General features: G+C 71.3%; 21 protein-coding genes. 3 read left to right on the top strand and 18 right to left on the bottom strand.

Features of this window, described 5'->3' with window-relative positions; genetic code table 11:
* Window positions 1–428: 428 nt before the first annotated feature.
* The 10 genes from MJ604_RS01975 to MJ604_RS01930 all read right to left on the bottom strand — a co-directional run bounded on the left by MJ604_RS01975 (window position 429) and on the right by MJ604_RS01930 (window position 11,988).
* On the bottom strand, window positions 429–1,403 hold the full coding sequence (locus MJ604_RS01975; protein WP_243056594.1) for a sugar phosphate isomerase/epimerase: 975 nt from the start codon (window positions 1,401–1,403) through the stop codon (window positions 429–431).
* 52 nt (window positions 1,404–1,455) lie between these two features.
* Complete coding sequence (locus MJ604_RS01970) at window positions 1,456–2,460, bottom strand: sugar phosphate isomerase/epimerase (RefSeq protein ID WP_243056593.1); 1,005 nt, start codon at window positions 2,458–2,460, stop codon at window positions 1,456–1,458.
* Window positions 2,461–2,483: 23 nt separating this feature from the next.
* Complete coding sequence (gene xylA, locus MJ604_RS01965) at window positions 2,484–3,650, bottom strand: xylose isomerase (RefSeq protein WP_243056592.1); 1,167 nt, start codon at window positions 3,648–3,650, stop codon at window positions 2,484–2,486.
* The gene (locus MJ604_RS01960; protein ID WP_243056591.1) at window positions 3,650–4,825 is read right to left on the bottom strand and encodes a Gfo/Idh/MocA family protein; all 1,176 of its coding nucleotides are present in this window, start codon (window positions 4,823–4,825) and stop codon (window positions 3,650–3,652) included. Before MJ604_RS01960 ends, xylA begins: the two co-directional genes overlap by 1 nt.
* A 75-nt stretch (window positions 4,826–4,900) precedes the next feature.
* Complete coding sequence (locus MJ604_RS01955; RefSeq protein WP_243056590.1) at window positions 4,901–5,971, bottom strand: substrate-binding domain-containing protein; 1,071 nt, start codon at window positions 5,969–5,971, stop codon at window positions 4,901–4,903.
* A gap of 54 nt (window positions 5,972–6,025) precedes the next feature.
* Window positions 6,026–7,069 carry an ABC transporter permease gene (locus MJ604_RS01950; RefSeq protein ID WP_243056589.1) on the bottom strand — a complete coding sequence of 348 codons (1,044 nt, stop codon included), beginning with the start codon at window positions 7,067–7,069 and terminating at the stop codon, window positions 6,026–6,028.
* Window positions 7,066–8,577: a sugar ABC transporter ATP-binding protein gene (locus tag MJ604_RS01945; protein ID WP_243056588.1), complete on the bottom strand. Its 1,512-nt coding sequence runs from the start codon at window positions 8,575–8,577 to the stop codon at window positions 7,066–7,068. The genes MJ604_RS01950 and MJ604_RS01945 overlap by 4 nt, the downstream gene beginning before the upstream one ends.
* A complete protein-coding gene (locus MJ604_RS01940; protein ID WP_243056587.1) occupies window positions 8,574–9,773 on the bottom strand; it encodes an ROK family transcriptional regulator in 1,200 nt (399 codons plus the stop codon). The genes MJ604_RS01945 and MJ604_RS01940 overlap by 4 nt, the downstream gene beginning before the upstream one ends.
* Before the next feature lie 295 nt (window positions 9,774–10,068).
* Window positions 10,069–11,259, bottom strand: coding sequence for an ROK family transcriptional regulator (locus MJ604_RS01935; protein WP_243056586.1), 1,191 nt, complete (start codon window positions 11,257–11,259; stop codon window positions 10,069–10,071).
* 9 nt (window positions 11,260–11,268) lie between these two features.
* A complete protein-coding gene (locus MJ604_RS01930) occupies window positions 11,269–11,988 on the bottom strand; it encodes an SGNH/GDSL hydrolase family protein (protein ID WP_243056585.1) in 720 nt (239 codons plus the stop codon).
* A 96-nt stretch (window positions 11,989–12,084) separates the two neighbouring features.
* On the opposite strand from MJ604_RS01930, the gene MJ604_RS01925 reads away from it, so the two are divergent.
* Window positions 12,085–12,966, top strand: a complete 882-nt coding sequence (locus MJ604_RS01925; RefSeq protein ID WP_243056584.1) for an alpha/beta fold hydrolase — start codon at window positions 12,085–12,087, stop codon at window positions 12,964–12,966.
* Here the strand turns inward: MJ604_RS01925 and hflX are convergent.
* Window positions 12,963–14,435, bottom strand: a complete 1,473-nt coding sequence (hflX, locus tag MJ604_RS01920) for a GTPase HflX (RefSeq protein ID WP_243056583.1) — start codon at window positions 14,433–14,435, stop codon at window positions 12,963–12,965. The two genes, MJ604_RS01925 and hflX, sit on opposite strands and share 4 nt — an antisense overlap.
* A gap of 49 nt (window positions 14,436–14,484) precedes the next feature.
* Window positions 14,485–15,546 (bottom strand): NAD-dependent epimerase/dehydratase family protein, encoded by a 1,062-nt coding sequence (locus MJ604_RS01915; protein ID WP_243056582.1) that lies wholly within the window; start codon window positions 15,544–15,546, stop codon window positions 14,485–14,487.
* A 28-nt stretch (window positions 15,547–15,574) separates the two neighbouring features.
* Here MJ604_RS01915 and MJ604_RS01910 point away from each other — a divergent pair, with 28 nt between their 5' ends.
* The gene (locus tag MJ604_RS01910) at window positions 15,575–16,153 is read left to right on the top strand and encodes a nucleoside/nucleotide kinase family protein (RefSeq protein WP_243056581.1); all 579 of its coding nucleotides are present in this window, start codon (window positions 15,575–15,577) and stop codon (window positions 16,151–16,153) included.
* On the opposite strand, the gene MJ604_RS01905 is transcribed toward MJ604_RS01910, so the two are convergent.
* Together MJ604_RS01905 and MJ604_RS01900 are read right to left on the bottom strand one after the other, a co-directional pair.
* The gene (locus MJ604_RS01905; protein ID WP_243056580.1) at window positions 16,128–17,693 is read right to left on the bottom strand and encodes an alkaline phosphatase; all 1,566 of its coding nucleotides are present in this window, start codon (window positions 17,691–17,693) and stop codon (window positions 16,128–16,130) included. The two genes, MJ604_RS01910 and MJ604_RS01905, sit on opposite strands and share 26 nt — an antisense overlap.
* A gap of 57 nt (window positions 17,694–17,750) precedes the next feature.
* The gene (locus MJ604_RS01900) at window positions 17,751–18,548 is read right to left on the bottom strand and encodes a helix-turn-helix transcriptional regulator (protein ID WP_243056579.1); all 798 of its coding nucleotides are present in this window, start codon (window positions 18,546–18,548) and stop codon (window positions 17,751–17,753) included.
* Between the two features lie 51 nt (window positions 18,549–18,599).
* On the opposite strand from MJ604_RS01900, the gene MJ604_RS01895 reads away from it, so the two are divergent.
* A complete protein-coding gene (locus tag MJ604_RS01895) occupies window positions 18,600–19,130 on the top strand; it encodes a maleylpyruvate isomerase family mycothiol-dependent enzyme (protein ID WP_243056578.1) in 531 nt (176 codons plus the stop codon).
* Between the two features lie 370 nt (window positions 19,131–19,500).
* Here the strand turns inward: MJ604_RS01895 and MJ604_RS01890 are convergent, their stop codons facing one another.
* The 4 genes from MJ604_RS01890 to MJ604_RS01875 form a co-directional block, all read right to left on the bottom strand.
* Window positions 19,501–20,277, bottom strand: a complete 777-nt coding sequence (locus MJ604_RS01890) for an SDR family NAD(P)-dependent oxidoreductase (protein ID WP_243056577.1) — start codon at window positions 20,275–20,277, stop codon at window positions 19,501–19,503.
* An 84-nt stretch (window positions 20,278–20,361) separates the two neighbouring features.
* Window positions 20,362–21,168 (bottom strand): diaminopimelate epimerase, encoded by an 807-nt coding sequence (dapF, locus tag MJ604_RS01885; RefSeq protein ID WP_243056576.1) that lies wholly within the window; start codon window positions 21,166–21,168, stop codon window positions 20,362–20,364.
* A 13-nt stretch (window positions 21,169–21,181) separates the two neighbouring features.
* Window positions 21,182–21,823, bottom strand: coding sequence for a pyridoxamine 5'-phosphate oxidase family protein (locus MJ604_RS01880; RefSeq protein ID WP_243056575.1), 642 nt, complete (start codon window positions 21,821–21,823; stop codon window positions 21,182–21,184).
* Window positions 21,820–22,104, bottom strand: coding sequence for a hypothetical protein (locus tag MJ604_RS01875; protein WP_243056574.1), 285 nt, complete (start codon window positions 22,102–22,104; stop codon window positions 21,820–21,822). The genes MJ604_RS01880 and MJ604_RS01875 overlap by 4 nt, the downstream gene beginning before the upstream one ends.
* Window positions 22,105–22,112 lie beyond the last annotated feature (8 nt).

Genomic DNA, 22,112 nt, shown 5'->3' with positions numbered 1-22,112 from the left:
AGCGACGTCGAGACCCCCGCACCCGAGCGTGTGCCTCAGGCACGGGGGTCTCGACAAGCTCGACCAACGACGGAAACGGGGGTCTCGACAAGCTCGACCAACGACGGAGACGGTGGTCGAGCAGCGAGCGCCAGCGAGCGACGTCGAGACCCCCGCACCCGAGCGTGTGCCTCAGGCGCGGGGGTCTCGACAAGCTCGACCAACGACCGAAACGGGGGTCTCGACAAGCTCGACCAACGACGGAAACGGGGGGCTCGACAAGCTCGACCAACGACCGAAACGGCGGTCGCGACAAGCTCGACCAACGACGGAGACGGTGGTCGAGCAGCGAGCGCCAGCGAGCGACGTCGAGACCCCCGCACCCGAGCATGTGCCTCAGGCGCGGGGGTCTCGACAAGCTCGACCAACGGTGGAGATCACCGCGGCCGTCAGTACCTCAGGTGGTCGAGGTAGAGGTGGCCGACGGCCGCGGTGGTCAGGGGGGTGACGTCGGGCTGGTCGTTCTCGACGATGTACTCCTCGACGCCGTGGGCACGGAAGATCTTCGCGAAGTCGATGACGCCGGTGCCCAGGTCGGCGAACTTGTTGCCCTCCGGGCCGCTCTCGTCACGGTCCTTCACGTGGTACTGCCGGACCTGCTGCGGAGCGTCCTTGACGACGTCGATCGCGAAGGCGAGCGGGTCCTCGGCGCCGGTCTCCACGCCACCGGTGTACGCCCAGAACAGGTCGACCTCGAGGTGCACCAGCCGGCGGTCGAGCCGGTCGGTGAGGATCTCCCACGGCGTCGTCGTGGAGCCGGCGAACGGCACGAACTCGTGGGCGTGGTTGTGGTAGCCGTAGCGCAGGCCGTACTTGCGCGCGACCGCCGCCTCGGCGTTCATCTGGTCCGCCCAGGCCTTCCACTGGTCCGGGGTGTTCGGCTCCCTGAGGTACGGCACCACGACGTACTTCTGGCCGAGCGTCACCGCGTTCTGGAACTTGGTGTGCATGGCGGCCGTCGAGGCGCTGATGCCCTCGTGGCTCGAGGTCGAGCGGAGGCCGACCTCCTTCAGCCGGGCGGCGAGCTCGGCGGCGGTGCGGTCGCCGTACCCGGCGAGCTCGACCCGCTCGTAGCCGTACTGCGCCAGGCGATCCAGCACCAGGTCGTAGCCGGCGCGGTCCTGCATGGCCGAGCGGAGTGTGTAGAGCTGGATGCTGATCTCGTGGTGCGGCACCGACCGCTTGCCCTTGCCGCCGTGGCCACCGTGGCCACCATGGGCGACGGCGGGTACGGCGAGCCCGGTGCTGATCGCCGCGACACCGGCGGCGCCGGCCGCCGCGCCTCGGAGCAGGTTGCGGCGGCTGGCGCCCTTCTGGTTCAGCGAGTCGCGCAGCGCGCGCTCACCGTCGAAGCCGAAACACATGTGGTGGTTCCTTTCCCGAGATGGACATGTGTTGGTGCGGTGTTGCTGGTGGTTACTCCTTCGTCGCGAACGCCGCGTCGAAGGCAGCCTCAGGGGCGTCGAACGCCAACCGGCGCACGAACTCCAGTGCCTCGGGGGCGCCGACCAGGCGGTCCATACCGGCGTCCTCCCACTCGACCGAGATCGGGCCGTCGTACCCGATCGTGTTGAGCATCCGGAAGCACTGCTCCCAGGGGACGTCGCCGTGACCGGTGGACACGAAGTCCCAGCCGCGGCGCGGGTCGGCCCACGGCAGGTGCGAGCCCATCCGGCCGTTGCGGCCGTTGCCGACCTGCTTCTTCGCGTCCTTGCAGTCGACGTGGTAGATCCGGTCCTTGAAGTCCCACAGGAACCCGACCGGGTCGAGGTCCTGCCAGACGAAGTGCGACGGATCCCAGTTCAGGCCGAACGCCTCGCGGTGCCCGATCGCCTCCATCGTCGCGACCGTCGTCCAGTAGTCGTAGGCGATCTCGGAGGGGTGCACCTCGTGCGCGAACCGCACCCCGCACTCGTCGAACACGTCGAGGATCGGGTTCCACCGGTCCGCGAAGTCGCGGTAGCCGGCGGCCACCATCTCCTCGGTGGCCGGCGGGAACATCGCGACGTACTTCCAGATCGCCGAGCCCGTGAATCCGACGACGGTCTTGACCCCCAGCCGCTGCGCCAGTCGGGCCGTCATCTTCATCTCCTCGGCCGCCCGCTGCCGGACGCCCTCGGGGTCGCCGTCGCCCCAGACCTTCGCGGACAGGATCGCCTCGTGGCGCGCGTCGATCGGGTCGTCACACACCGCCTGGCCCTTGAGGTGGTTGGAGATCGCGTAGACCTTCAGCCCGTACTTCTCCAGCAGGTCGAGCTTGCCCTGCACGTAGGCGTCGTCGTCGGCCTGCCACGGGTCGAGGTGGTCACCCCAGCAGGCGATCTCGAGCCCGTCGTACCCCCACCCCGACGCGAGCTTCGCGACCTCCTCGAACGGCAGGTCGGCCCACTGGCCGGTGAACAGCGTGATCGGTCGTGGCATGTTCAGTTCCTCTCTACTGACGGTCAGCGGACACCGAGGAGGTGTTCCATCGCGAGCTGGTCGAGGGCTTCCATGGCGACGCTCCGAGCGCGCAGCGCAGGCAGGTCGTACGACGCGTTGCGCACGTCGTCGAGCGACTCCCCCGGCGCCACGGTCGGCTGCTCGAGCTCCGGTACGCCGGCCGCCTCGAGCGCGGACTGCACCTCGGGGTCGGCCCGGAACGCCTGCACCTTGTCGCGCAGGATCAGGTAGTTGCGCATGCACGCGCGCGCCGACTCCCAGACGCCGTCCATCGCCTCGGCACGCGGCGGCTTGTAGTCGAAGTGCACATAGCCGTCGTACCGCTTCGACGTGCCGGCGCCGAGCATGGCGTCGACGGTCCAGAACGCGCCGCGCAGGTTGCCCGCGCCGAACCGCAGGTCCTGGTCGAAGCGCGGGCCGTGCTGGCCGTTGAGGTCGATGTGGAACAGCTTGTCGTGCCACAGCGCCTGGCTGATGCCGTGCGCGAAGTTGAGCCCCGCCATCTCCTCGTGCCCGACCTCGGGGTTGAGGCCGACCATCTCCGGGTGGTCGAGCTCGGAGATCAGCGCGATCGCGTGGCCGATCGTCGGGAGCAGGATGTCGCCGCGCGGCTCGTTCGGCTTGGGCTCGAGCGCGAAGCGCATGTCGTAGCCCTTGTCGCGCACGTAGCCGCAGGCGAGGTTGAGCGCGTCGCGGAACCGGTCCATCGCGGCCGGCACGTTCTTGCTGGCGCCGTGCTCGGCGCCCTCGCGGCCGCCCCACATCACGAACGTCTTCGCGCCGAGCTCGGCGGCGAGGTCGATGTTGCGCAGCACCTTGGCCAGCGCGTAGCGGCGCACCTCACGGTTGTTGGCCGTGATCGCGCCCTCCTTGAACACCGGGTCCGAGAACGTGTTCGTGGTGACCATCTCCACGACCAGACCGGTGTCGGCGAGCGCCTTCTTGAACCGGTCGAGCGTCGCGTCGCGGGTCGCGTCGTCGGGCAGCAGGTCGTCGTCGTGGAACGTCACCGCGGCCGCGCCCAGCTCGGCGAGCTTGTACGTCGCCTCCACGGGGTCGAGCAGGTCGCGCGAGGCCGGGCCGAACACGTCGGTGCCCTGCCAGCCGACGGTCCAGAGACCGAAGCTGAACTTGTCCTCGGGACGGGGGGTGAAGCTCGCTGCGCTCATTACTGGGCGATCTCCTGCCAGGTTCGGGTGTCGGAGCTCGTCTCGACGGCGGCCAGCACCTGCTGGACCTGGAGACCGTCGGCGAACGTCGGGGACGGGTCGGTGCCGGTCGCGACCGCGTTCACGAGGTCGACGACCTGATGGGTGAAGCCGTGCTCGTAGCCGAGGCCGTGGCCGGCCGGCCACCAGGCGCCGACGTACGGGTGACCGGGCTCGGTCGCGATGATCCGGCGGAAGCCGGCCTCCTCGGCGGGGTTCGAGGCGTCGAAGAACTCCAGGACGTTCATGTCCTCGAAGTCGAACGCCAGGCTGCCCTTGGAGCCGTTGATCTCGATGCGGATCGAGTTCTTCCGTCCGGTGGCGAAGCGGGTGGCCTCGAAGACGCCCATGGCGCCGCCGGCGAACGTCGCCAGGAACGACGCGGCGTCGTCGACGGTGACCGGGCCACGCTCGGTCGACGTACCGCCGCCGCCGAGGCTGCCCGCGGTCGAGGCGGCGGCGTACGGCCGCTCCTTGACGAACGTCTCGAGCCGGCCGCTGACCTCGACGATCCGGTCGCCGGTGATGAACTGGGTGAGGTCGATGACGTGCGCGCCGATGTCGCCGAGCGCGCCGGAGCCGGCCTTCTCCTTGTCGAGGCGCCAGGACAGCGGCGCGTCGGGGTCGGCGATCCAGTCCTGGAGGTACTGCGCGCGGACGTGGCGGATGTCGCCGATCCGGCCGTCGGCGACCAGCTGGCGGGCCAGGCCGATCGCGGGCACGCGGCGGTAGGTGAAGCCGACCATGGTGAGGACGCCGCGGCTACGGGCGTCGGCCGCCGCGTGCGTCATCTGCTCGGCCTCGGCGACCGTGTTGGCCAGCGGCTTCTCGCAGAGCACGTGCTTGCCGGCGGCGAGCGCGGCGATCGCGATCTCGGCGTGGGTGTCGCCGGGGGTGCAGATGTCGACGAGGTCGATGTCGTCGCGGGTGACGACCGAGTGCCAGTCGGAGGCGCTCTCGGCCCAGCCGAGACGGCCCGCGGCCTCAGCGGCCCGGCCGGCGTCACGGCCGACCACGACCGTCATCTCGGGCCGCAGCGGGAGATCGAAGAAGTGGGGCGCGGTGCGCCAGGCGTGCGAGTGGGCGTTGCCCATGAACGCGTGGCCGATCATGGCGACGCGGAGTGAGTCGGTCATCGCTGTGCTCCCGGATGGTGGGCGTGCCCGCCCCTTGGACGGATGGGGGGCGGGCACGCCTGGGTGGGCCGTCGGTCAGGACTCGAACGCGGTGTCGATGTACTGGTCGACGTTGTCCGCGGTCACGACCGGGGCGTACAGCTGGACGGTGCGCGGGACCTCGACCTCAACCAGGTCGGACATCGACTTGCCCTGGACCAGCAGGCGGGCGAGCTTGATGCCGTCGGCGGCCTGGGTCGACGGGTAGATGACCGTCGCCTTGAGCACGCTGTCACCGGACTGGATGAGCTCCATGGCGTTCTTCGAGCCGGCGCCACCGATCATCGTGAACTCGTCGCGGCCGGCGTTCTCGATCGCGGCGAGCACGCCGACACCCTGGTCGTCGTCGTGGTTCCAGAGGAAGTCGATCTTGGGCTCGGCCTGGAGCAGCTGCTCGGTGACGTCCGAGCCGCTCTCGACGGTGAACTCGGCAGCCACCCGGGCGTCGACGTCAAGACCGCACTCGGCGAGCGCGTCCTTGAAGCCCTGGCTGCGGTCCTGGGTCAGCGGCAGCGAGTCGATGCCGGCGATCTCGGCGACGATCGCGTCCTCGTTGCCATCGGCCTGCTCGCAGACGTAGGCACCTGCCGAGACGCCCATGCCGTAGTTGTCACCGAGAACGGTGACGCGCGCGGCGTTCGGGTCGTCGAACTCACGGTCGACGTTGATCACCGGGATGCCCTTGGACATCGCCTCGAGCGCGATCGGCGTCAGCGCGGCGCCGTCGAAGGGCAGCAGCACGATGGCGTCGACCCCGTCGTTGATGAACGTCTCGATCTGGCTGATCTGCACGGCGGGGTCGTTGGTGCCCTCGGCGACGCGCAGGTCGACGTCGTCGAACTCGCCGGCGACGTTCTCGGCGGACTCGGTGATCGAGCCCATCCAGCCGTGGTCGGCAGCAGGGGCGGAGAAACCGATCACGACCGTGTCGCCGGTCTCGTCGTTCGACCCCGCTGCGGCGTTGGACGTGCCGCCGCTGGTGTCCGCTTCGTCGTCGCCGCCGGAGTCGTTGCTGGTGCAGGCGGCGAGAGAGATGGTCGCGATGCCGGCGACCAGCACGGTCGCGAGCCGCTTCCTCGAGGTGATGGTGGTGGACCGCAGGGACATGGTGCTGCTCCTTGATGTGGTGCGGAGGTGTGGTGCGAAGGTGTGGTGGTGGTGCTAGGTACTGCTGTTCCGAGACGCCAACCTCTGCTGCAGGAGCACGGCGGCGACGATGATGGCTCCCTTGAAGAGCGACTGCTCGGAGAAGGAGCGGTTGTTGAGGATGAAGATGTTGGTCAGCGTCGAGAAGATGAGGACGCCGAGCACGGTGCCGACGATCGTGCCGCGGCCGCCCGTGAGCAGCGTGCCGCCGATGACGACCGCCGCGATCGCGTCGAGCTCGTAGAGGTTGCCGTGGGTCGAGCTGCCCGTCGTGGTCTTGGCGACCAGCATCAGGGCCGCGATGCCGCAGCAGACGCCGATCAGCACGTAGAGGTAGACGGTGTGGCGCTTCACGTTGATGCCGGCCAGCCGCGCGGCCTCGAGGTTGCCGCCGACCGCGACCGTACGGCGTCCGAAGGTCGTGCGGTTGAGCAGGATCCAGCCCGCGAGGGCGACCAGGGCGAACAGCCAGATCTGCACGTCGACGCCGAGGATGTCGCGGGTGAAGAAGTCCTTGAACCCGCCGACGTCGACGCCGCCGGCCGTGAGGGTCTGGGTCTTCTTGTCGCTGATGATCTCCGCGAGGCCGCGGGCGCTCGCCAGCATCGCGAGCGTCGCGATGAACGGGACGATGTTGCCGTAGGCGATCAGCAGACCGTTGACCAACCCGCACCCGGCCCCGACGAGCAGCGCGACGCCCACCATGGCGATCCAGTGGGTGTCCTCGGCCATCATCCGGGTGGAGAGGGTGGTGCACCAGACCGACGAGAGCGCGACGATCGCGCCGACGGAGAGGTCGATGCCACCGCCGATGATCACGAACGTCATGCCGATGCTGACGACGCCGATGGTGGCGGCGAGCCTCAGGATCGTCAGCGCGTTGTCGGTCGAGCTGAAGCGGTCGCCCGCGGTGAACGCACCGACGATGCAGATGATCAGCAGCGCGATGACGAGTCCTGCGTTGCGGCCGACGCTGGTGCTCAGCACGGCGAGCGCCGAGTTCCTCTCGCGATCGGCGTCGAGCGCTGCCTGCTCGACCCGGGCACTGTCCTGGCTCATGCCGGAACCTTTCCTTCCATGACGAGGTCGAGGACCGCTGCCTCGTCGATCGCGGTGGCGGCGGACTCGTGGACGACGGCGCCCTCACGGACGACGAGGACCCGGTCCGCCAGGCCGAGCACCTCCTCGATCTCGCTCGACACGACCACGACGGCGACGCCGCGGTCGGCGAGCGACCGGATGAGCTGGTAGATCTCGGAGCGGGCGCCGACGTCGACGCCGCGGGTCGGCTCGTCGAGGATCAGCACCCGGCAGTCGCGCATCAGCCACCGGGCGAGCACGATCTTCTGCTGGTTGCCGCCCGACAGCGTGCGCACGGCACGGGTGACACCGGTGGGGCGGACGTCGAGGCTCTCGGTGAGCTCGGTCGCCTGCCGGCGCTCCTCGCCACGATTGAGGAAGCCGAGGCGGGCGAAGCGCCGCATCGAGGAGACGGTGATGTTCTTGAAGACCGCCTCGTCGAGCAGCAGGCCCTGGCTCTTGCGCTCCTCGGGCGCCAGGCCCATCCCGGCCCGCACCGCCTGCTGGACCGAGCCGCGGCGCAGCTTCTTCCCGTCGACGGTCACGGTCCCCGCCGACGCCCGGCGGGCGCCGTACACGGTCTCGACGATCTCGGAGCGCCCGGCGCCGACCAGCCCGGCCAGGCCGATGATCTCGCCGGCGTGCACGCTGAGGTTCACGCCGGAGAAGACCCCGGCGAGGGCGAGGTCCTGCACGTCGAGGACGACGTCACCGCGGCCGCGGTCCTCCTCGGGTCGCGGCGGGAAGACGTACTCGATGGAGCGGCCGGTCATCAGCTTGATCAGCTCGGCCGTCGGGGTGTCGGCGACCGCGAGGCCCGTGGCGACCGTTCGACCGTCCTTGAGGACGGTGATCCGGTCGCCGATCTCACGAATCTCCTCGAGCCGGTGGGAGATGTAGACCACCGCGACGCCGTCCTCGGTGAGGTCGCGGATCACCCGGAACAGGTTGTCGACCTCCTCCTGGTCGAGCACCGCGGACGGCTCGTCGAGGATGAGCAGCCGGGTCTGGCGCGAGAGGGCGCGGGCCATGCTGACGATCTGCTGCTTCGCGGGCGACAGCTCGCCGACGATCCGGGTCGGCGAGATCTCGGAGTGGCCGAGCCGGGCCAGCAGGTCGCGCACCTGCCGGCGGGCCTGCGTGCGCTGGCTGAACCCGGCCCGCGAGACCTCGTGGCCGAGGAAGACGTTCTCGGTCACGTCGAGGTGCGGGACCAGGTCGAGCTCCTGGTAGATGGTGGCGACGCCGTGCTCGATGGCCTTCGCGGGCGTGGAGAACGACGAGACCTCGCCGTTCCACGTGATCGTGCCCTCGTCGGGCTGGTGGAAGCCCGAGAGCACCTTGATCAGGGTGGACTTGCCGGCTCCGTTCTGCCCGAGGAGGCAGTGCACCTCGCCGGCGCGGACGTCGAGGTCCACGCCGTCGAGCGCCCGGACACCGGGGAACTCCTTCACGATGCCGCTCATCTGGAGCAGGGGCTGGGTCATCGGACTCCCTCCGAGACGTGCGGGGTGGTGATGATGGTCGGGTCGTCGAAGACGGCCTCGAGCGCGAGCTGGGCGCCGCCACGGACGGCGGCGGTGAAGCCGAGGGTCGAGAGCTCGACGCGGGTGCCGCCGCCCTGGGGCGCGAGGACCCCGGCGGTCAGCTGCTCCTCGATCGCCGGGCGCATCCGCTCGCCGACCTCGGCGAAGTAGCCGCTGAGCACGACCGCGCCGGGGTTGATGGCGTTCGCGAGGATGCCGGCGCCGATGCCGACCCAGCCCCCGACCTGGTCGAGCGCGGCGAGGGTGCGGGTGTCGCCGAGGTCCGCGCGCCGGTTGATCTCGGCGAGCCGGTCGTCGAGGCCGAGCGCGGGGTCGCGCACCGGGTCGTCGGGGTCCGCGGCGGCGTCGAGCAGCGCCCGCAGACCGACCACGGTCTCCCAGCAGCCGACGCGGCCACAGCCGCAGCGGCGTCCGCCCGGCTGCACGATCATGTGGCCGAACTCCCCGGCGTACCCCTGGCGACCGCGGAGCAGCCGGCCGTCGGCGACGATCCCGCCACCGACGCCGACCTCGCCGAAGATCACCAGCACGTCCTGGCGCGCGGGGTCGCCGGGCGTCGCCTCGGCCATCGCCGCGAGGTTGCCCTCGTTGTCGACCTGGACGGGGTACGCCGCGCCGAGCCGGCCGCGGAGCATCGCGCCGACCGGGACGTCGCGCCAGCCGAGGTTCGGGCCGACCGTGAGCATGTCGCGGGTGCGGTCGAGGAGGCCGGCGACGCCCACCGCGACGCCGACGGTCTCGGCGCCGGTGGCGCGGACGTCGGCGTCGGTGCGGGTGATCAGCTCGGCGAGCCGGTCGAGGATCTCCTCGACGGCGAGCTTGGTGGCGTCGACCGCGAGCCGGTGCTCGGCGACGACGTTCCCGCTCAGGTCGAGCGCGAGCGTCGAGACGTGGTTGACGTTGATCTCGGCGCCGATGCCGCAGACGGCGTGACCGTCCAGCTCGACGCTGGTGCCGGGACGGCCGACGTGGCCCCGCTCGACCCCGGCGGCGCGGACCAGGCCGCGCTCCTCGAGCTCGCCGACGAGGGCGGAGACCGCGGATCGGGTGAGGCCGAGCTCGGCGGCGAGCCGGGCGCGCGAGCGCGGGCCCTGGTCGCGGAGCCGGCGGAGGACGAGGCCGAGGTTCACGCTCATCGCCGCACCTCCGCTCACCTTGTGACTGCCGTCACCCATTTGTTGGGATGCCGCACAAAGTAGGCGCCTTGATCACCCAAGATCAAGCGTTTCGCCGCATTGAAATCAAACTGAGCGTGAAACTTTTAAAAGTGACTGGACAAAGTTCGGCCGTTCTTGGCGTGTTTGAGGCCGGTGGCAGCGCGTCGGAATCCCCGGTCGACCGGGGATTCTGTCGCTTGTAGGGGGTTGCAACGGCCGTCAGGTGCGAGTTTCCCCGGTCGACCGGGGATTCCGACACGAGGCCGCGGCACCGCTACGGCGCGTAGACCGACTCGCTGATCAGCCGGGCGGCGCCGACGACGCCACCCTCGTCACCGAGCTCGCTGAGCACGATCGGCAGGCTGCCGGTGGCCAGCGGGAGCGAGCGGCGATACGTCACGCCCCGGACCTCGGCGAGCAGGGCGTGGCCCAGGCCGGTGACCCGGCCGCCGATGACGATCAGGCCGGGGTTGAAGAACGACACCAGGCCGGCGAGCACCTGGCCGATGTGGCGGCCGCTCTCGCGGATCAGCTGGACGGCCTGCGCGTCGCCCTGCGACACGGCGTACCCGACGTCGGCGGCGGTCAGCTCACCCTTCTCCTCGAGCAGCGCCGCCAGTGCCGGCGATCGCCCGGCGCGGGCGGCGGCGGTGGCGTCACGAGCGAGGGCGGCGCCACCGGAGAACGCCTCGAGGCAGCCGGTGTTGCCGCACGCACAGGTCGGCCCGAAGTCCTCGACGCGGATGTGGCCGATGTCGCCCGCGCAGCCGTCGACGCCGCGGTAGAGCTCGCCGTCGATGACGATGCCGCAGCCGATGCCGGTCCCGATCTTCACGAACAGGAAGTCGCGGGCACCCTTGGCGACGCCGGCGTGCTGCTCCCCCACCGCCAGCACGTTCACGTCGTTGTCGAGCACGACCGGGCAGCCGAGCTCGCGCGAGACCGCGTCGCGCACCGGGTAGCCGTCCCAGCCGGGCATGATCGGCGGCGACACCGAGACGCCGCGGTGGAAGTCGACCGGGCCGGGTACGCCGACACCGGCTCCCATCGGCTGGTCGACGCCGACCTCGTCCAGCACCTCGCGGACCAGCTCGAGCGCCACGGCCAGCACGACCTCGGGCCCCTGCTTGATGTCGCAGTCGCTGTGCCGCGTGTTCAGCACCGACAGCCGGCCGTCGGTCACGCCGACGGAGATGCCGGTGGCGCCGATCGAGATGCCGACGAAGCGGATGTCCTCGGCCAGGTCGACCAGGGTCGAGCGGCGCCCTCCGCGCGACGCGGCGGGGCCGACCTCCTGGGCCAGCCCGAGCTCGACCAGCCGGGCGACCTCGGCCGCGACCGTCGTACGCGACACCTCGAGCCGGTCGGCGAGCTGGGCCTTCGAGAGCGCGCCCTCGTCACGCAGCTGGGCCAGCAGTCGCGCCTGCATGGCGCTCTCGGCACGGCCGGCGAGGGAATGACGCACGGCCGAATCCTAGAGTGCGGGCAAGTCCCGGATCTGCTGAGCGACGAAGTCGCCGAACTCCACATGACCCTCGGGAGTCAGGTGCAGCCGGTCGTCGAGGTAGGGCAGGTCGAGCCCGGAGGTGCGGACGTACGGCACGCCGTACCGCTCCGACAGCCCGGCGAGCAGCTCGTCGACCCGCGGCACCCGGTCGGCGCGGACCGGTGCGGCCGCGGGACCGACGACGACCACGCGCCGGCCGTCGAGCGCGCGCATCAGGTCGGCGAAGCCGACGCGGATGGCGGCGTCGGGCTCGTCGAAGTCGTTGAGCCCGCCCTCGACGACCACCAGGTCGGCGCCGGCGCGCACGGCACCCGGAGCACGTACGGCGAACGACACCCGCCGGCAGGATCCCGCCTCGGCGCTGAACCCGGAGCCGGAGAACCCGGCGACGTGCACGCGGCCGTCGAGGCGCGCGGGCCAGGAGTCGGCGGGGCGGTCGAGACCGAGTCCGGCCGACCAGGAGTCGCCGATCACGACGACGCGCTGACCGGTCCCGGTGGCGATCGCGGCGCGGGCACGGGAGTCAGCGGTGAACCGCTCGCAGCGGTCGACATCGGCGCCGGCACGGCTCGCGACGTGCACGACGAGGAGCGAGGCGAACAGGAATGCCAACAGCGCGCCGAGCACGACCGTGCGACGACGTACCGACCAGTGCGAGCCCAGGCTCGCGACCCCCCGATGGACCACGCGACCATGATGCGAGCCACGGACCGATCCCGCAGGCAATCTTGGGAACCCACACGGGACGCGCAACAAATCGGGGCCGCCTGACACACTGCGCTCATGACTCGGCAGCTCGTCCCCGGCCCTGAGCGACGCACCATCGAGGTCCTGGTCGAGGGCGCGCTCGACGGCCCCGTCGTCCTGTTCCACGGGGGCACACCCTCGGCCGTCGCGGAGTTCCCGATGCTCGACGACGCGGCCCGAGCCCACGGGTTGCGCGTGGTCACCTACTCCCGCCCCGGGTACGGCAGGTCGACCCCACGCCCGGCCCCCGGCGCCTTCGCCGACGACGTCGCGGACGCGGTCGCGGTGCTCGACCACCTGGGGATCGACGACTTCCTGACCCTCGGCTGGTCCGGGGGTGGACCTCGCGCACTGGGCTGCGCTGCACTGCTCCCCGCGCGGTGCCGCGCCGCCACGACGATCTCGGGAGTCGCGCCGTTCGATGCCGACGGGCTGGACTGGTACGACGGGATGGCCGAGGAGAACCACGAGGAGTACGGCGCCGCCCAGGCCGGACCGGAGGCCTACGACGCCTACCTGGTCGAGCACGTGCTGCCGATGCTGAGCACGTCCGCTGACGAGCTGGAGGAGGCGTTCGGGGGGCTGGTCACCCCGGTCGACGCCGCCGTGCTGACCGCGGACTTCGCGAGATGGATGAGCCACTCCTTCAACCACGCGGCCACCCAGGGCGCGGTCGGCATCCGCGACGACGGGCTGGCGGCGATGCAGCCGTGGGGCTTCGAGCTGGCGGGCATCCGGGTGCCGGTCGCGCTCTGGCACGGCCGCGAGGATGCGTTCGTGCCGTACACCCACGGCGTCTGGCTCGCCGAGCGCATCCCCGGGGTGGAGACGCACCTGTTCGAGGACGAGGGGCACCTGACGCTGATGTACCGGCTCGACGAGGTGCTCGCCGACCTCAAGCGGCTGGGCGGCTACTAGACGGCGTACGCCTCGAGCTCGCCGGCGAGGTCCTCGTTGGCGCGGCCGATGACGACCGTGCCCTCGCCGGTGTGCTCCATCAACTCGATCTCGCCGTGCTGGTGCAGCCGGTTGATCAGGTCGCCGCGCTCGTAGGGCACCAGCGCCTTGAACTCGACACCCGGCCGGGGCAGCTCGCCCTCGATCACCCGGAGCGCCTCGGCGATGCCGTCGCCGGTCTTCGCCGACACGACCACCGAGTGGGGCTCGCGCTGGCGGAGCCGGGCGATCACCATCGGGTCGGCGGCGTCGGCCTTGTTGATGATCACGAGCTCGGGCACGTCGACCGCGCCGATCTCGGAGAACACCTCACGCACGGCGGCGATCTGACCCTCGGGGTCGGGGTGCGAGCCGTCGACCACGTGCAGGATCAGGTCGGAGTCGGCGACCTCCTCCAGCGTCGAGCGGAACGCCTCGACCAGCTGGTGCGGCAGGTGCCGCACGAACCCGACGGTGTCGCTCATCGTGTAGACGCGGCCGTCGGCGGTCGTCGTCCGACGCGTCGTCGGGTCGAGCGTCGCGAACAGCGCATCCTCGACGAGTACGCCGGCGTCGGTGAGCCGGTTCAGCAGCGAGGACTTGCCGGCGTTGGTGTAGCCGGCGATCGAGACGCTGGGGATGTGGTTGCGACGGCGCTCCTGGCGCTTGGTGTCGCGGGTCCCCTTCATCTCCTTCAGCTCGCGGCGGAGCTTGGCGATCTTGGTGTTGATCCGGCGCCGGTCGGTCTCGATCTTGGTCTCACCGGGACCACGGCCACCGATACCGGCACCGCCGGCGACGCGGCCACCGACCTGGCGGGAGAGGTTGCCACCCCACCCACGGAGCCGCTGCTTCATGTAGCTGAGCTGCGCCAGCTCGACCTGTGCCTGGCCCTCCTTGGACTTCGCGTGCTGGGCGAAGATGTCGAGGATCAGCGCGGTCCGGTCGACGACCTTGACCTTGGTGCGGTCCTCGAGGTTCCTCAGCTGGCTGGGCGCGAGCTCGCCGTCGCAGATCACGGTGTCGGCGCCGCTGGCCTTCACGATCTCCGCGAGGCCCTCGACCTTGCCGCGGCCGATGTAGGTCGCCGGGTCGGGCGACTGCCGGCGCTGGTAGATCGCGTCGAGGACCTCGGAGCCCGCGGTCTCGGCGAGCAGCGCGAGCTCGGCCATGGAGTTCTCGGCGTCCTCGACCGTGCCCTCGGTCCAGACGCCGACGAGCACCACGCGCTCCAGGCGGAGCTGGCGGTACTCGACCTCGGTGATGTCCTCGAGCTCGGTGCGCAGGCTGGCGACCCGGCGCAGCTGGTGCCGCTCGGCCAGGTCCATCTCACCGGTGGTGAGGTCCTCGGGGTCGGGCTCGTCCGCGTAGCCGGACTCGAAGTCGTCGGACTCCCAGTCCTCGGTCTCCTCGAGCTCGTCGTCGAGATTGAAGTCAGGTGCGTTACTCATACGCGTACCAGAGTACGGTCGCCCCCCTGACCGGCGCGAACCTTTAACGTCACGGCCGCCGCCGCCTGGCCACCGGGCCCTCCCGGACCGCGCGGGCGAGACCGTCGACGATCGTGCGCCGGCGCAGGACGGCCGTCGCGTCGTGGCCGGTCTCGACCATGCCGGCGACCGCCTCGGCGAGTGCCGCGGTGCCGTCATACGCCGGGCGCCACTCGAGCTCGGTGCGGGCGCGCGTCGAGTCGAGCACCGGTGCCTGGTGGGCCATGTCGACCCAGCCGGCGTCGACCGGCTGGAGGTGCAGGTGCCAGCTGACCGCGGCGGCGGCCCGCACCAGCGCGGGCGGCACCGGGACACGGCGGGCGCCGAGCACCTCGGCGATCGCGTCGGCGCCGAGCGCCTCGACGGCGATGTTGAACGGACCGCCAGCCCGCTTCTCGATGATCGCGGTGATCGCCGCCGCGAGGTCATCGGCGTGCACCACCGGGATCACGACGTCGTTGTCGAGCGGCAGCAGGGGCAGCACCCGGAGCACGGCCGGCGGCACCACCGTCGGCAGGAAGTACCGCAGCTGACCGCTCCCCGCCGAGCGCTGCGCGACGATCCCGGGCCGGGTCACGGAGACGACGACGTCGGGGTGCCGGCGCGCCCACTCCTCGACCAGGCGCTCGCCCTCCGCCTTGTGCCGGCTGTACGGCGACCCGGCGATCCCGGTCGTCGGCCAGGACTCGTCGACCGCGCGCAGGTCGCGGCGCGGGGCGTAGGCGCCCAGCGAGGACTGGTGGACGACGTGCGGCACGTCCGCAGCAGCGGCGGCGGCCAGCACCCGGCGGGTCCCGCCCACCCCGACCTCGCGCAGGTACTCGACGTCGTGCGTGGGCTGGAAGCCCCACACCAGGTGCACGACGGCGTCCGCGCCGCGGAACGCGTCGACCAGCCGCGCGTGGCAGTCGGTGGCGAGGTCGGCGGTCACCCACGCGACACCGGTCCAGCCGGGCGTGCCGCTCGGCGGTGGCCGGCGTACGACCCCGACGACGTCGTGACCCGACGCCCGCAGGGCGCGCACGAGCGCCGATCCGACGTTGCCGCTGGCTCCCGTGATGGCCACCCTCATGCGGGCGAGGTACCCGTACCGTGTCCGCGTGATCCCTCCCGTCCCCGCCGACATCCGGCTGCTCGGCATCACCGGGTCGCCTGGGGTCGGGAAGAGCACGCTCGCCGCGGCGCTCGGGCTGCCGGTGGTCCCGATGGACGGGTTCCACTACGCGGACGTCGAGCTCATCCGCCGCCGGCTGCTCCACTCGAAGGGGTCGCCGGACACCTTCGACGCGGAGGGGTACGCCGCCCTGCTGCAGCGGGTCAGGGCGGGCGAGTGGAACGTCGTCGCGCCCATGTTCGACCGCGCCCTCGAGCAGCCGCTGGCCGGCGCCATCCCGGTGCCGGCGCACGGGACCGTCGTCACCGAGGGCAACTACCTGCTGCTCAACCAGCCGCGATGGAGCGCGGTGCGGGCCCAGATCGACGTGGTGTGGCACCTGGTCGTCGACGACGCGGTGCGCGTCGAGCGGCTGATCGCGCGGCACGTCGAGTTCGGCAAGAACCCCGCTCAGGCCCGGACCTGGGTGCAGCGGGTCGACGCGGCCAACGCCGCCCGCATCGAGGAGGCGCGACGCCGAGCGGACCTCGTGGTCGACCTCACCGACTGGGTTCCAGGGACCTAGCCCAGAGCGCGGCGCCGTTGCCGTCGTACAGCGTCACGGTGAGGACTCCGTCGGCGGCGATCGCGACGTGCCCGAAGAACTGGTTGCCCGCCCGCGGCGACTGGCTCCACGCCTGGGTCTCGTTGCCCTTGGAGTAGTGGACCTCGGGTCCGAAGCTCCGGTCGAGCAGGTCGTCCTTGACCGCGAACGTCCCGGAGGCGACCGGCCCGGAGACGAACTCCCAGAACGGGTCGAAGGCCGTGAACGCCGCGCGTTCCGGGCTGTAGTGGTGCGCCGCGGTGTAGTGGACGTCCGCGGTCAGCCACACGACGTTGCGCACGCCGTTCCTCTGGAACGCCGCCAGCACGCGGGCGAGCTCGGGTTCGCGGCCGGTCGGCGGGCCGTCGTCGTAGTTGGGGACGCTGTCGAGGTCGTCCTCGTGGTTGGACGGCGCGGACAGCGGCAGGTCGGCGGAGATCACCTTCCACGTCGCGCGCGACGCGGTGACCTGCTCGACGAGCCAGCGCTCCTGCTCGGGGCCGAGGACGCCCGGCTGCCCGGCCTCGGCGGAGGTCGGGTTGGGTCCGCGGTACGACCGCATGTCGAGGCAGAACAGGTCGAGGTGCTGGCCGCGCGGGACCTTGCGGTAGATCCGCTGCGGCGCGAATCCCTCGCTGGTGCTGGTGATCAGCCGTCGTACCGGCACGGGTTGGTACTCCTGCCAGGCGCGGCGCCCGCGCGCGGCGAGCACGTCGCAGCTGCGCTCGGAGTACCGGTCGTCGTCCAGCCGCTCGCCGGGGTACCAGTTGTTGCAGGTCTCGTGGTCGTCCCACTGGCTGACCGTCGGGACCTCGGCGTACAGCGCACGCACGTGCTCGTCGAGCAGCGGGTAGCGGTGCCGGCCACGGAACTCGTCCAGCGTCTCGGCGACCTTGTCGACGCCGTGCTCGACGACGTTGCGCCAGGTGGCGCCGGTGTCCTCCTCGACCTGCGTCGCGCGGATCTCGCAGTCGGCGTAGATCGTGTCGCCGCAATGGACGAAGAAGTCGGGCTGCGTGGCGAGCATCGCGCGGTACGTCGTCAGCCCACCGACGTCGGGGTTGATGCCCCAACCCTGCCCGCAGGTGTCGCCCGACCAGACGAACGACTGCGCGGCGGCGTGGATCGGCGCGGTCGTGAAGCTGACCCGCTCGACCTGGCCGGTGGCGCCGTCGGGCGAGGTGAACTGCAGGTCCGCGTCGTAGCGGCGGCCGGGCGCGAGCCCGTCGAGCATCATCCGCGCGGTGTAGTCGGTGCGCTCGTCGGCCCATGCACCCTCGGCCTCACGGACCACGCGGCCGGCGCTGGCGAGGCGGACGGTGAGCCGTCCGGCCGACGTCGCGCGGCCCCAGAGCACCGCGGAGCTCGTGGTCACCTCGCCGGAGCGGACGCCCGGGGTGAGGCCGACCCGGCTGCGAGCGAGGGCCGGCGTACCGCGCTGGACGCTCCAGGCGACCAGGCCCGGCGTGGCCCCGATGGCCACCCCGGCCAGCAGGGTGGATCGTCTCCCGAGGAGGACCATGACCCCGACGCTGTCGACGCCGTCCGACCGGTGCGAGACGCGGACGTGTCGTGTCGGTCAACGCTCGGTGGCGAACTCCCCCGGCGTCAGGCCGGTGACCGCGCGGAAGTCGCGGCCGAAGTGCGCCTGGTCGGCGTAGCCGAGGTCGGCGGCGATGCGGGCCAGGTCGTGGTCGCTCTCGCGCAGCCGCTCGGCCGCCTCGTGCAGGCGGCGGCGCTGGATCAGCCACTTCGGGGACAGCCCGATCCGGCGGGCGGTCAGCCGCTGGAGGGTGCGCTCGGTGATCGCGAACTTCTCGCAGATCTGGCCGACCCGGCGCACCTCGGGGTCACCTTCGACGTACTCGACGATCGCGTTGACCAGCAGCCCCTCCTCGTCGACCGGGAGGTGTACGGCGAGCGCGCGCTCGACCGCGTCGACGCCGGCCTGCTGGCGGTCCGGGTCGTCGGGGTCGTCGCCGATCGCCTCGCGGATCGCGGCGGTGAGTGCCTCGTCGGGGAGCGGCACCGCCTGATCGGTGAGCTGCTCGACCGGGCCGCCGACCAGCGCGAGGCCCGCTGCCGGCTGGAGCATGGTGCCGAGCGCCCAGCCGGAGCCGGTGAGCTCCTGGGTGGACAGCCCGCTGGACGGGCCGACGAGCAGGGCGTACTCGCGGGACACCACGATCAGGCAGACGGGGTACTGCAGCACCCGCTGCACCGAGGAGTGCCCGTCAGGCAGCGACCAGACCGGCATCCAGTAGCGGCGTACCAACGGCGCCAGGTCGGGCGAGGGCGCGAACCGGTGGATCGGCGGCGTGTAGCCGCTCGCGTCGAGCAGGTGGGCCCGCTCCTTCGGGTCGATCCGCCGGGTCATGTGTCGGATTCTTTCAAGCCCCGCCGACATCGGCACGACGATGCTGGCGCCATGAGCTTCTTCCACGACGCAGCCGACCGCTTCTCCGCCACCGTCTCCGCGACCGACGACTGGACCGCCACCAGCCCGTGCGAGGGCTGGAGCGCCGCGGACGTCGTCGACCACGTCGTCGACACCGAGCGCCAGTTCCTCGAGACCCACGGCGTCGAGCTCGGGGCCCGTCCCGGCGGATCGCCCGACGAGGTGTGGGCCGCCCACCTGGCCGCCGTACGCGATCTCGTCTCCGACGACCTGCGCGCGCGGGAGTACGACGGCTTCTTCGGCCGCACCACGATCGGCGCCACCCTCGACGACTTCTACGGGTTCGACCTGGTCGTGCACGGCTGGGACCTGGGCTCCGCGTCCGGCCGGCCGACGACGTTCACCGACGCCGACATGGACGCGATGGAGAAGGCGTTCGTCGGCTTCGGCGAGCACGCCTACGACGAGGGGGTCTTCCAGCAGCCGGTCGACGTCCCGGAGGGCGCCGACCGGCAGACGCAGCTGTTGGCCCGGATGGGTCGATCCTCGGTGGTCGAGTAGCGAGCTCTCGGTGGTCGAGTAGCGCGCGTATCGAGACCTACCGCCGGCGGGCTCCTCGTCGGTCGAGTAGCGAGCGCCGGCGGGCTCCTCGTCGGTCGAGTAGCGAGCGCCAGCGAGCGTATCGAGACCCAGCGCCGGCGGGCTCCTCGTCGGTCGAGCAGCGAGCTTCCTCGTTGGTCGAGTAGCGAGCGCCAGCGAGCGTATCGAGACCTACCGCCGGCGGGCCCCTCGTTGGTCGAGTAGCGAGCGCCAGCGAGCGTATCGAGACCACCGAGATCTCGATACGCCGGTCGCGAGCTCCTTCGTCGCTCGCGCGGCTACTCGATCTGGCTGCTGCTTCCCGACCTTCGCAGGCTCAGGTCGGGGCAGCTCACTTAGGAGGCATCCGGATGCCGCCGTCGACGCGGACCACCTCGCCGTTCATGTAGCTGTTGGTGATGCACTCGATCACCATGCTGGCGAGCTCGTCCGGGACGCCGAGGCGCTTCGGGAACAGCACGCTCTCGCCGAGCTTGGCCTTGAACGCCTCGGAGTCCGGGCCCTCGCCGTAGATCGGGGTGTCGATCAGGCCGGGGGCGACGGTGTTGAGGCGGATGCCCGACGCGGACAGGTCGCGGGCGACCGGGAGGGTCATGCCGACGACGCCGCCCTTCGAGGCGGAGTACGACGCCTGGCCGATCTGGCCGTCGAACGCCGCGACGCTCGCGAGGTTCACGATCGCGCCGCGCTGGCCGTCGGCGTCGGGCTCGTTGCGGCTCATCACGCTCGCGGCCTGGCGGACCACGTCGAAGGTGCCGATCAGGTTGATCGCGATCACCCGGCTGAACGCCGCGAGGTCGTGGGCCGACTCGATCTGGCCGTCGCGGCCGATCGTGCGCTGGGCCCAGCCGATGCCGGCGGAGTTCACGACCGCGCGCAGCGGGGCGATCTCGGCGGCGGCGTTGACCGCCGCGGTGATCTGGTCGGTCTGCGTGACGTCGACCTGGGCGAACACGCCCCCGATCTCCTGGGCCAGGGCTTCGCCCTTGTCGGCCTGGAGGTCGGCGACCACGACGACCGCACCCTTGGCGGCGAGCTGGCGGGCGGCGGCGGCACCGATGCCCGACGCTGCGCCCGTGACGATGGCACTGGCTCCGTTGATGTCCATGGTTCGGAGCATAGCCATGCTCACAGTGGGACTGTCATGGTCGTGCGAGTTTCACCGGCTGACCGGTGAAACCCGCAGCAGCGCCTACAGCGAGGCGGTCCCCCGCGCCACGATCACGGCCGGACCGGTGAGCAGCACGCGGTCGTCGGCGGTCCACGTCACGGTGAGAGTGCCGCCCGGTACGTCGACGCGGTAGGCGACGTCCTCGGTCGGCGGGTTCGGGACCCCGTCGGCCACGGCCGCGGCGACCATCACCGCGCAGGCGCCGGTGCCGCAGGATCGGGTCTCGCCCGAGCCGCGCTCGTGCACACGCATGGCGACGTGCCGCTCGCCGCGGCGTACGACGAACTCCACGTTGACGCCGTGGGGGTACGTCGCCGGGTCGTGCTCCGGGGCCTCGAGCAGGGTGCCGGCGTCGTCGAGGGAGTCGACGAACGCGACCGCGTGCGGGTTGCCCATGTCGACGTGCTGCGCGGACCAGGTGTGGCCGGGTACGCCGACCTTGGAGTCGCCGAGCACCCGCGGCGTCCCCATGTCAGCGGTGATCAGGTCGCCCTCGACCGTCAGCACCTTGATGCCGTCGCGGGTGTCGACCGGGATCGGGGAGGTCGCCAGGCCCTCGTCGACGAGGTAGCGCGCGAACACCCGGATCCCGTTGCCGCACATCTCCGAGACCGAGCCGTCGGCGTTGCGGTAGTCCATGAACCAGCCCTCGCCCTGTCGTACGACGCGCAGCACGCCGTCGCCGCCGATGCCGGCGCGCCGGTCGCACAGGGCGCGCACCCGCTCGGCCATCTCCTGGGCGGACAGGTCACCGTGGACCGACCCGTCGGGGTCGGGCAGCAGCACGAAGTCGTTCTCCGTGCCGTGCCCCTTCAGGAACTCATACATCCTTGGCAGGTACTCAGGCATACATGCCCTTCGCGTAGTTCTCGGGCTCGTAGTACTCGTCGAGCTGCTCGAGCGTCAGCCCGGTCGGCTCGGACTCGTGGGCGATCACCGCGCGGCGTGGGACGACGCCGTCCGGGTCCCAGGTCTCCGGCTTCCAGAGCCCGGAGCGCAGGAACGCCTTGGCGCAGTGGAAGAAGACCTCCTCGATCTCGACGACCACCGCCAGGATCGGCTGGTGTCCCTTGACGACCATCTCGTCGAAGAACGGCGCGTCGACCACGAGCCGGGCGCGGCCGTTGACGCGCAGGGTGTCGCCGCGGCCGGGGATGAGGAAGTTCAGGCCGACGTACGGGTTCTCGATGATGTTCTTGTAGCCGTCGGCGCGCTTGTTGCCCGGCCGCTCCGCGATCGCGATCGTCGTGTCGTCGATGACGTGCACGAGCTGCCCGGCCGGGTCGCCCTTCGGCGAGGCGTCGCAGCGCCCGTCGACCGACGACGTGGCCATCACGCAGAACGGCGACGCCGCGAGCCAGTCGCGGTCGACCGGCAGCAGCGCCGGCCGGTTCTTGTCGCGCACCCGCTGGATGGGCTCGCCGAGCAGGCCGACCAGCTCGTCGACGGTGGTGATCTCGGTCCAGGCCGGTGCGGTCGTCACGCCTCAACGGTACCGGCGTGGATCCCCCAGGCCTCCTGGAACTCCACCACGCTCATCGTGGAGAGCTGGTTCTCCACCTCGAAGTAGGAGACATGGTCGTCGGCGAAACGCACCACCACCACGTTGTCTGCCCGTCGGCGCACGACGAGGTCACCGGCTGACGGCGGGTGCGACCTGCCCCACAGCACCGCCTCGGTCAACGCCCCGATGACGTGCAGCGGACGGGTCCACCGGTGCCGGTGGCGCTCGACCGCAAGCTCGTAGACGTCAGCTGCCTTCATGCCCTGGA

This window comes from Nocardioides sp. SR21, from assembly GCF_022761125.1.
Lineage (GTDB): Bacteria > Actinomycetota > Actinomycetes > Propionibacteriales > Nocardioidaceae > Nocardioides.
Note: the sequence above shows the minus strand (reverse complement) of the source record. Positions and strands in the feature narration are given on the sequence as shown.